General features: G+C 70.8%; 9 protein-coding genes, 1 tRNA gene and 1 pseudogene. 3 read left to right on the top strand and 8 right to left on the bottom strand.

Annotation, left to right across the window (positions count from 1 at the left end):
- Positions 1–89 precede the first annotated feature (89 nt).
- Complete coding sequence (locus ACFV8H_RS35880) at positions 90–689, bottom strand: hypothetical protein (protein WP_375897262.1); 600 nt, start codon at positions 687–689, stop codon at positions 90–92.
- A gap of 363 nt (positions 690–1,052) precedes the next feature.
- Here ACFV8H_RS35880 and ACFV8H_RS35885 point away from each other — a divergent pair, with 363 nt between their 5' ends.
- Entirely contained in the window at positions 1,053–1,262 is a 210-nt protein-coding gene (locus ACFV8H_RS35885; RefSeq protein ID WP_350517275.1) for a DUF5703 family protein, read from the top strand.
- A gap of 176 nt (positions 1,263–1,438) precedes the next feature.
- Here the strand turns inward: ACFV8H_RS35885 and ACFV8H_RS35890 are convergent, their stop codons facing one another.
- The 3 genes from ACFV8H_RS35890 to ACFV8H_RS35900 form a co-directional block, all read right to left on the bottom strand.
- Positions 1,439–2,284, bottom strand: coding sequence for a chaplin family protein (locus tag ACFV8H_RS35890; protein WP_380408221.1), 846 nt, complete (start codon positions 2,282–2,284; stop codon positions 1,439–1,441).
- Between the two features lie 317 nt (positions 2,285–2,601).
- Positions 2,602–2,844: a chaplin gene (locus ACFV8H_RS35895; protein ID WP_375897268.1), complete on the bottom strand. Its 243-nt coding sequence runs from the start codon at positions 2,842–2,844 to the stop codon at positions 2,602–2,604.
- Positions 2,845–3,124: 280 nt separating this feature from the next.
- Positions 3,125–4,456 (bottom strand): M20/M25/M40 family metallo-hydrolase, encoded by a 1,332-nt coding sequence (locus ACFV8H_RS35900; RefSeq protein ID WP_360246117.1) that lies wholly within the window; start codon positions 4,454–4,456, stop codon positions 3,125–3,127.
- A 303-nt stretch (positions 4,457–4,759) separates the two neighbouring features.
- On the opposite strand from ACFV8H_RS35900, the gene ACFV8H_RS35905 reads away from it, so the two are divergent.
- Positions 4,760–4,844, top strand: a tRNA-Leu gene (locus ACFV8H_RS35905).
- A gap of 229 nt (positions 4,845–5,073) precedes the next feature.
- Here the strand turns inward: ACFV8H_RS35905 and ACFV8H_RS35910 are convergent.
- Together ACFV8H_RS35910 and ACFV8H_RS35915 are read right to left on the bottom strand one after the other, a co-directional pair.
- Positions 5,074–5,817 (bottom strand): TetR family transcriptional regulator, encoded by a 744-nt coding sequence (locus tag ACFV8H_RS35910; RefSeq protein WP_375897271.1) that lies wholly within the window; start codon positions 5,815–5,817, stop codon positions 5,074–5,076.
- Positions 5,818–5,904: 87 nt separating this feature from the next.
- Entirely contained in the window at positions 5,905–7,056 is a 1,152-nt protein-coding gene (locus tag ACFV8H_RS35915) for an acyl-CoA dehydrogenase family protein (RefSeq protein WP_380408224.1), read from the bottom strand.
- A 183-nt stretch (positions 7,057–7,239) separates the two neighbouring features.
- Between ACFV8H_RS35915 and ACFV8H_RS35920 the strand changes: the two genes are divergently transcribed.
- Complete coding sequence (locus ACFV8H_RS35920; RefSeq protein ID WP_380408226.1) at positions 7,240–7,674, top strand: hypothetical protein; 435 nt, start codon at positions 7,240–7,242, stop codon at positions 7,672–7,674.
- A gap of 119 nt (positions 7,675–7,793) precedes the next feature.
- Here the strand turns inward: ACFV8H_RS35920 and ACFV8H_RS35925 are convergent, their stop codons facing one another.
- Both ACFV8H_RS35925 and ACFV8H_RS35930 read right to left on the bottom strand, forming a co-directional pair.
- Positions 7,794–8,756: an electron transfer flavoprotein subunit alpha/FixB family protein gene (locus tag ACFV8H_RS35925; RefSeq protein ID WP_380408228.1), complete on the bottom strand. Its 963-nt coding sequence runs from the start codon at positions 8,754–8,756 to the stop codon at positions 7,794–7,796.
- A 74-nt stretch (positions 8,757–8,830) separates the two neighbouring features.
- Positions 8,831–8,953: pseudogene (locus tag ACFV8H_RS35930) on the bottom strand (electron transfer flavoprotein subunit beta); the annotation flags it as partial.

An 8,953-nucleotide genomic window follows, 5' to 3' on the forward strand; every position in this document is an offset into this window, starting at 1 on the left:
GGCGTCGCTCACCCCGCGACTCCCACCGGTCTACCGCTGGGGGGGGGGCCCGGGCGTGCGGGCCCCGCCCCTCGCGCGTTCGTCCGATGTCAGTCGTCCGGGTCCTCGTCGTCGTAGACCTCGCTCACGTCGAACCGGCAGATCAGCAACTGCGGGTCCGCGTGCTCGAAGGGCTCCGGCAGCCACTCCCCCGGCTCGGTCGGCTCGGCCGCCGCGACCCAGAGCGTCGAGTCCGCCTCCTCCAGGCCGAACTCCTCGCTGCGGGCGGCGATCTCGTCCGGCTCGTACTCGCCGAACAGCACGCCGATCGCGGAGTTCACGCCGCCGGCACCCCCCGGGGTCAACGACTCGTCGAGCCGCTCGGCCTGCGCGCGCAGCCGCTTGGGGTCGACCACGTGGTAGTCGCGGCGGATCAGCACGCTGATCGCCTCGGGCTGCTCCGGGCCGTGGTAGCCGCCCGGTCCCTCGTCGCCGGGGATCTCGAAGGGGGTGACCTCGTCGTAGACCTCGTACAGGAGTTGGTCGTAGGCGATGGCCGCCGTCGCGAGCTGCTCGTAGGCAGCGGTCACGGCGGGATCATCAGCTGCGTTGGGGCTTGACACCGCTTCCAGATGACGGTCGATGGCGGCCTTGACCGCCTCAGCGGCGGCGCGTACCTCGGCAATGGTGGGCTGCGCGGCATCAGACATGGTGCAGACGCTATCTCCCCGCGGCGCCGGTACGCACAGCGGTTGTCACCTACACCCGCGATTTCACCGCAACTTCCCCCCTGATGTCCGATTCCGTGCGTTCTGTCCCCCACCGGGACCGGCGCGGGGCGGGCGCAGAGGGCGCGCAGGCGGCCCGGCGGGGCCGTCCGGGTACCGCTTCGCGCGCCGGTATCGGGGTATCCCCTCCACAGCAGCAACAGAACTGATGCACTGTCAGACGGGCCTCCGGACCGGGCACCGTCGAACCGCCGCACCGGGGCGGGAGGACGGCCGGAAATACCCGGGCCGACTGTCCGGGGCAGGCCGTAGGCTTGCGTGCAGGTGATCCTCAGGAGGAGCGTTTTGACCCCACCGAAGCCGGTCCGGCAGCCGGAGTACGAGTACCAGTCGCTGCGCATGCCGCGCGGTACCACCCGCAACGCGGCGCGCCAACTGCTCACCGAGCACGCCGAGTACGGGCACTGGGAGCTCGACCGACTGCGACTGTTCCCCGACGGCAGCCGGACGGTCCGACTCAAGCGACGGATCATCCGGCAGATCCGGAGCTGGTGACGGGCGGGGGCACCACACCCTGAGCCGCCGCGCACCGAGCCAGTGTGCGCCGAGCCTTCACGCACCCGCGGCCGCCCGTTCGAACCGGGCGGCCGCGGGTGCGTCCGTTCATCTGTTCAGCTGTTCAGCTGTTCACTCCGGCCCGTCGACAGCAACCGCGAGCGGGCCCGGTGGACTCAGCGGGCGCCGGCGCGGGCCCGGCGGTAGAGCACGCCGCCGCCGATCAGCAGCGCGAGCCCGGCGGCGCCGAGCATCTCGACGTCACCGGCTCCGGTGTGGGCGAGCTCGCTGTTCGCGGCGACGCTCTGGGCGGCCGGGGCGCTGGTGCGGGCGGCGGCCGGGACGGCCTGGGTGCCGCCGTTGCTCGACGGCTGGGTGCTCGGGGCACTCGGGGTGACACCGGTCGACGGGCCGCCGTTGCGCGGGCCGCCCGTACCGGTGTCGCCACCGGTCGACGGCGGCGGGGTGTGGCCCTCGGGGCAGTCGTCGGTCGGCTTCGGGGCCGGGTTCGGGGCGGGGTGGGCCACGTTGCCGCACTCGTTGCCGAAGGCCGGGTTGCCGACGCCCACCACGTTCACGGAGTTGCCGCAGGCGTTGACCGGGACGTGCACCGGGGCCTGGACGCTGTTGCCGGAGATCACCCCGGCCGAGTTCGCCGCGGCACCGCTCGCGGAGGCACCGGAGGCGGAGGAGCCCCGGGAGGCGCCCGCACCGGAACCGGCGACGCCCCCGGAGTGGCCGCCCTGGCCGGGCCGCGGGGCGGCGTGGCGGCCGCCGCCGGAGGCATTGGCACAGTGGTTGCCGTACGCCGGGTTCAGCGCGCCGATCACGTCGACCGTGTTGCCACAGGCGTTGATCGGTACCTCGACCGGCACCTGCACCGAGTTCCCCGAGGCGACACCCGGTGATCCCGTGGCACCCCCCTGTGCCTCGGCGCCCGCGTAGGCGTAGCCGGCGGTCGAGGCCAGCACGCTGCCGGTGGCCACGGCAGTGAGGATCCCCTTCTTGGCGACATTCCTCATGATTTCCCCTGACGTTTCGAGACGGCGTGGCGACCTTGGCATGAACTCGTATGAAAGTCGGAATTTCCGTATATCCGGAAATCGCGCAAGGCCTTTGACTGCACAGGAGTCAACGAGAGGCCAACGGGGAGGTTGAGCCGAACGAAGCAGCTTCACCCGATCGAGCGACCTGAGCGTTCGAACCTTGTCGAGTCCGGTTCGCCAAGGCCCCTGGTATGCAAAAGCCCCGGCACGCAAAGGCCCCCGGCGCGGCGCGTCCGCCGCCCGGGGGCCGTACCGAGCCCGGCTCAACGGGCCTCAGCGGCCCGGAGGTCGGCTCAGAAGTTGGCGCAGTGGTTGCCGAACGCCGGGTTCAGCACGCCGATCACGCTGACGGTGTTGCCGCACAGGTTCACGGGCACGTGGACCGGGACCTGGACCTGGTTGCCCGAGACGACACCCGGGGAACCCGCGGCCACACCCTCGGCACCGGCACCGCCGTGAGCGGACGCGACACCGGCGGCGGCGAGCACCAGGCCACCGGTGGCGGCGGCGACAGCGGCGATCTTCTTGATCTTCATCATTCCTCCTGTATGGACAACGCAACCCGTTCGGCGGGCTGCAAAGGAATGAACGACGCTGCGGCAAACGGGGTACGGAACAGATTTCCCATTCACCCGCAACGGTGATCCTTCGCACAGACGACCGGCGCGGAACGGCAGGCAGAATCGTTTCTGTTGATCGCTTTCCACCCGTCCCACAATCATGCGCTCCGACAATGCGGTCGGCCCGCCCCCGGCAGTCCGGGAGCGGGCCGACCCAGTCGCCTGATCAGCAGACGTCGATCGATCGGTCGATCGATCAGCAGGCGTCGATGAAGCGGTCCAGCACCCGGACGCCGAACTTCAACCCGTCCACCGGCACCCGCTCGTCCACGCCGTGGAACATCCCGGCGAAGTCCAGCTCCGGCGGCAGCTGCAACGGCGCGAAGCCGAAGCAGCGGATGCCGAGGTCCTGGAAGGACTTGGCGTCCGTCCCGCCCGACAGGCAGTACGGCACCGCCCGGGCGATCGGGTCCTCCGCGCGCAGCGCAGTCTGCATCGCCTCGACCAGCGCGCCGTCGAAGTCGGTCTCGATCGCCCGGTCCGAGTGCAGGCTCTCCCGCTTCACGCGCGGGCCCAGCACGCTGTCCAGCTCGGCGAGGAACTCCTCCTCGTAGCCGGGCAGGAAGCGCCCGTCCACGTGGGCGGTGGCCTGACCGGGGATCACGTTCACCTTGTAGCCGGCGCCGAGCATGGTCGGCTGGGCGGTGTTGCGGAACGTGGTGCCGATCATCTTGGCGATACCGCCGAGCACGCGGACCACCTCGTCCATGTCCTCCGGGTCCAGCCGGTACCCGAGGACGTCCGACAGCTCGTCCAGGAACGCCCGCACGCTCGGGGTGATCCGCAGCGGGAACTTGTGGCGGCCGAGCCGGGCGACGGCCTCGCACAGCTCGGTGATCGCATTGTCGTCGTTCGACATCGAGCCGTGCCCGGCCCGGCCCTCGACCGTCAGGCGCATCCAGTGCATGCCCTTCTCGGCCGTCTCCACCAGGTAGAACCGGGCCTGGTCGTTGACGGTGAAGGAGAAGCCGCCGACCTCGCCGATGCCCTCGGTCACGCCCTCGAACAGCTCCGGGTGCTTGTCCACCAGGAAGCGGGCGCCGTACGTGCCGCCCGCCTCCTCGTCCGCGAGGAAGGCGAGCACCAGGTCGCGCGGGGGCTTGCGGCCGGTGCGCAGCCGGTCACGGACGACGGCGAGGGTCATCGCGTCCATGTCCTTCATGTCGACCGCGCCGCGCCCCCAGACGCAGCCGTCGGCGATCTCGCCGCCGAAGGGGTCGTACGTCCAGTCCGCGGCGTTGGCCGGCACCACGTCGGTGTGGCCGTGGATCAGCAGGCCGGGACGGGACCGGTCCTCGCCCTCGATCCGGACCACCGTCGAGGCCCGCCCCTTGGCCGACTCGAAGATCTGCGGCTCGATCCCGAACTCCGCGAGCTGCTCGGCCACGTACTCGGCCGCCTTGCGCTCGCCCGGGCCGGAGCCGTCTCCGTAGTTGCTGGTGTCGATCCGGATCAGATCGCGACAGATCTCGGCGACCTCCGACTCAGCCGTCACCTTCGGCGCCGCCGACTCGCTCCGCTCGCTCACGGTCACTCCTCGTCTTTGGCCCGCACCGACGCACCAGCGCGCCACCCCCAGGACCTGCACCCGGGCCGTACGAGCACGTCCGCCCATCCTCCCCCAGCCCTCGATCGCGATCCACCCCCCGCACGCCCCCGAAACCCGCTGGTCACACCCCCGCCACAGACCACCCCTCGCCCCCGCCACCAGCCCCGCCACCAGCACGTCCGCCCGTTCCGGAGCCGTTTTGGGAGCTCAAGCCGATCTTTGCTACAGTTACATCTGTCAGCGCGACGGACGAGAGATCGGAAGCCGCGAGGGCGACACCTAGTCCGGGTGGCGGAATGGCAGACGCGCTAGCTTGAGGTGCTAGTGCCCTTTATCGGGCGTGGGGGTTCAAGTCCCCCCTCGGACACCGACGAGAGAACCCCAGTTGATCTGGGGTTCTCTTTGTTTTCCGGGACTTTGCCGGCCGTCGGCGGCGGGGCCGGGCAGCGGCGCGCACAGCGGTGGGACCGACGGACGATCGGTCAGGGGGGTGCGCGGGAAGGCGGATCGGGGCCGGCGGCCCGTCGGGTTCTGTCGTGACCCGGCCGCCGCGGCCAGACCGTCGTGGCCCGGCCGTCGTGGCCCGGCCGTCGTCGTCAGATCCGGCGGGAGTCGCCGATGGCGCTCTCGATGCCCTGGACCATCCGCCAGAGCGGCGCATGACGGCTGGCGACCAGCACCACCACGTCGTCCCCCGGGCCCTCGCCCTCCTGGGCCGCGTCGGCGGGGCGGTCGCTCCAGGTGGAGGTGACGAAGGCCATCGCCGCGTCCACCTCGGCCACCCAGTCGCTCTCGCCGCCCGAGCGCAGCCAGGTGCGCAGGGCGTGGTTGTGCGCGGCGACCACGGCGGCGGCGATCACGTCGGCGCGCAGCGGGCCGTCCGGGCGGGCGGCGAAGCGGCCGCGCAGGTAGGCGGCGAGGGTGTGCTCGTAGCGCCAGACCACCGACAGCTCGTACGCGCGCAGGCCGGGGACCTTGCGGGTGAGGCGGTAGCGCTGGACGGAGAAGGAGGGCTGCTCCGCGTACATCCGCAGGACCAGGCGGGCCGCCTCGCAGGCGTGCCGGACCGGGTCCTCCTCGCCGCTGCCGGACTCCAGGAACTCCGTCATCTCGGCGAGGCTGCGCTCGTGGTCGGGGAAGACCACGTCCTCCTTGGCCGGGAAGTAGCGGAAGAAGGAGCGCCGGCCGACACCGGCGAGCGAGACGATGTCGTCGACCGTCGTCTGCTCGAAGCCGCGCTCCAGGAAGAGTTCGAAGGCCGCGGCCACCAGCGCCTCGCGCATGGCCGGCTTCGAGGGCCCGTCGTTCATGGGCAGGTCCTGCTCTTCCTTCTCGCTCATTCTCCGGAACTTAGCATCGGCGCGACGGGGCGGCCCCGACGGCCGGTCGGCTGGACCGGCCGGCCGCCGGGGCCCGTCGGGCCGTCGTTACGGCAGGTTGCGGGCCATCACGATCCGCTGGACCTGGTTGGTGCCCTCGTAGATCTGGGTGATCTTCGCGTCCCGCATCATCCGCTCCACCGGGTAGTCCCGCGTGTACCCGTAACCACCCAGCAACTGCACCGCGTCCGTGGTCACCTCCATCGCCACGTCCGACGCGAAACACTTCGCCGCCGCACCGAAGAACGTCAGATCCGCATCCCCACGCTGCGACTTCGCCGCCGCCACGTACGTCATCTGCCGCGCGGCCTCCAGCTTCATCGCCATGTCCGCCAGCATGAACTGCACACCCTGGAACTCCGCGATCGCCTTCCCGAACTGCTTACGCTCCTGCACATAGCCCTTCGCGTAGTCCAACGCACCCTGCGCGATACCCACCGCCTGCGCCGCGATCGTCACCCGGGTGTGGTCCAGCGTCCGCATCGCCGTCGCGAAGCCCGTCCCCTCCGCACCGATCATCCGGTCCGCCGGGATCCGCACGTTGTCGAAGTACACCTCACGCGTCGGCGACCCCTTGATCCCCAACTTCCGCTCCGGAGCCCCGAACGACACCCCCGCATCGCCCTTCTCCACCACGAACGCCGAGATCCCCTTCGAACGCTTCTCCGGGTCCGTGACGGCCATGACGGTGTAGAACTCCGACACCCCCGCGTTGGTGATCCAGCGCTTCACCCCGTTCAGCACCCAGAAGTCACCGTCGCGCACCGCACGGGTCTTCATCCCCGCCGCGTCCGAACCCGCCTCCGGCTCCGACAGGCAGTACGAGAACATCCCCTCACCCCGCGCCAGCGCCCCCAGGTACTTCGCCTTCAACTCCTCCGAACCCGACAGCTGCACCGGCAACGAACCCAGCTTGTTCACCGCCGGGATCAACGACGACGAGCCGCACACCCGCGCGACCTCCTCGATCACGATCACCGTCGCCAACGCGTCCGCCCCCGCACCACCGAACTCCTCCGGCACGTGCACCGCATGCAGATCGTTGCCCGTCAGCGCGTCCAACGCCTCCTGCGGGAACCGACCCTGCTCGTCCACCTCCGCCGCGAACGGAGCGATCTTCGCCTCGGCCAGCGAACGCACCGCCTCACGGAGCATCCCGTGCTCCTCGGAGATACGGAAGAGATCGAAGTCCTGGCTCATGATCGCCACTCCTGTTTCACGACGGTACTCAGTACCCTTCATTATGCACGTGCGTGGCAAAAAGGGAACTCAGTGCCTTCCCAGGGCGGCACTGAGTTCCCTATCCTTTTCCTGCCGAACTACCGCCGAACTACTGACGTACTTCAGCCGACAGAGCCGGTCCGAGCGCAGGGAGATGACAGCGTGGTCCACTCAGCCATCGATGCCGACACCCGGAGCACGACGCTGTACTTCCAGCGCTGTACCTGGTGCAACAACCCGACCTTCCAACGCCTGCTCTGCCCCACCTGCGGCTCCACCGAGCTGCGACTGGAACCCAGCGAGGGCACCGGCGTGGTCCGGCGCTGCGCGGTCGAACAGGCCCGGACGCCGCTGGTCCGGCAGAAATCGCTGATCCGGATGGAGGAGGGGTTCGACGTCTGGTGCATCGTGGACGGGATGCGCAGCACCGTCCCGGTCGGCACCCGGGTGCGGCTGTACTCCTCCCCCGACTCCGAGCAGCCCGAGCTGCGGCTGCTGCCGATGGAGGAGCCGCCGCCGGTGCACGACCTCGAACCGCGGCCGCTGCCGCCCGCCAAGGGCGGCTTCACCCAGCACCTCGCGGCCTTCGCCGAATAGCCGGCGGCCCCGGACGGGAACAGGCGGACGGGAGCGGGCAGGCGGACCGGGAAACGGCGGAGGGCGTGGCACTCGGTACCGGGGTACCGAGTGCCACGCCCTCCGGCGGTTCGCGGGGATCAGCCCTTGCGGGCCTTCACCTCGGCGGTGAGCTGCGGCAGCACCTCGAAGAGGTCGCCGACCACGCCGTAGTCGGCGAGCTCGAAGATCGGGGCCTCGGGGTCCTTGTTGACGGCCACGATGGTCTTCGAGGTCTGCATGCCGGCCCGGTGCTGGATGGCGCCCGAGATGCCGTTGGCCACGTACAGCTGGGGCGAGACCTGCTTGCCGGTCTGGCCGACCTGGGAGCTGTGCGGGTACCAGCCGGCGTCGACGGCGGCGCGCGAGGCACCGACGGCCGCGTCCAGCGCGTCCGCGAGCTCCTCGACCACGCCGAAGCCCTCGGCGGCACCGACACCACGGCCGCCGGAGACCACGATGGCGGCCTCGGTCAGCTCGGGGCGGCCGGTGGACACGCGCGGGGTGCGCGAGGTGACCTTGGCGGCGTTGCCGGTGAACTCCACCGACACGTTCTCCACCGCACCGGCGGCCGCGACGGCCTCCGGGGCGACGGCGTTCGGCTTGACGGTGATGACCGGCACGCCGTTGCTCACGCGGGAGTCGACGGTGAACGAGGCGGCGAACACCGACTGGGTGGCGATCGGGCCCTGCTCGCCGGCGCGGACGTCCACGGCGTCGGTGATGATGCCGGAACCGAGGCGCAGCGCCACGCGGGCGGCGACCTCCTTGCCCTCGCCGGAGGACGTCACCAGGACGGCGGCCACGTCGTTGGCCTTGGCGATCTGGGCCAGGGCGTCCACCTTCGGGACGACCAGCTGGTCGGCGAACTCGGCGCCGTCGGCGACGTACACCTTGGCGGCACCGAACTCGGCGGCCTTGGCGGCGATGTCGGCGGCCGCGGCACCCGCGCCCAGCACGACGGCGGACGGCTCACCGATACGGCGGGCCAGGGTCAGCAGCTCCAGGGCGGGCTTGCGGACCGCGCCGTCGGCGTGGTCGACCAGGACGAGAATCTCAGCCATTGCTCTATGTCTCCGTGTTCAGCGGGATCGGCCGGATCACTGGATCAGCCGGATCGGGGTCGGGGCGGGGCGGACTAGATGAACTTCTGGTCGGCCAGGAACGCGGCGAGCTGCTTGCCGCCCTCGCCCTCGTCCTTGACGACCGTGCCCGCGGTCCGCGCCGGACGCGCCGCCACCGAGTCGACCGCCGTCCACGA

The organism is Kitasatospora sp. NPDC059827, from assembly GCF_042731675.1.
In the GTDB taxonomy this organism is placed as follows: Bacteria; Actinomycetota; Actinomycetes; order Streptomycetales; family Streptomycetaceae; genus Kitasatospora.

Coding starts and splice junctions, on each gene's coding strand:
- ACFV8H_RS35880 (WP_375897262.1), bottom strand. CDS start 689: ATGTCTGATGCCGCGCAGCCCACCATTGCCGAGGTACGCGCCGCCGCT.
- ACFV8H_RS35890 (WP_380408221.1), bottom strand. CDS start 2,284: ATGAGGAATGTCGCCAAGAAGGGGATCCTCACTGCCGTGGCCACCGGC.
- ACFV8H_RS35895 (WP_375897268.1), bottom strand. CDS start 2,844: ATGAAGATCAAGAAGATCGCCGCTGTCGCCGCCGCCACCGGTGGCCTG.
- ACFV8H_RS35910 (WP_375897271.1), bottom strand. CDS start 5,817: ATGAGCGAGAAGGAAGAGCAGGACCTGCCCATGAACGACGGGCCCTCG.
- ACFV8H_RS35915 (WP_380408224.1), bottom strand. CDS start 7,056: ATGAGCCAGGACTTCGATCTCTTCCGTATCTCCGAGGAGCACGGGATG.
- ACFV8H_RS35925 (WP_380408228.1), bottom strand. CDS start 8,756: ATGGCTGAGATTCTCGTCCTGGTCGACCACGCCGACGGCGCGGTCCGC.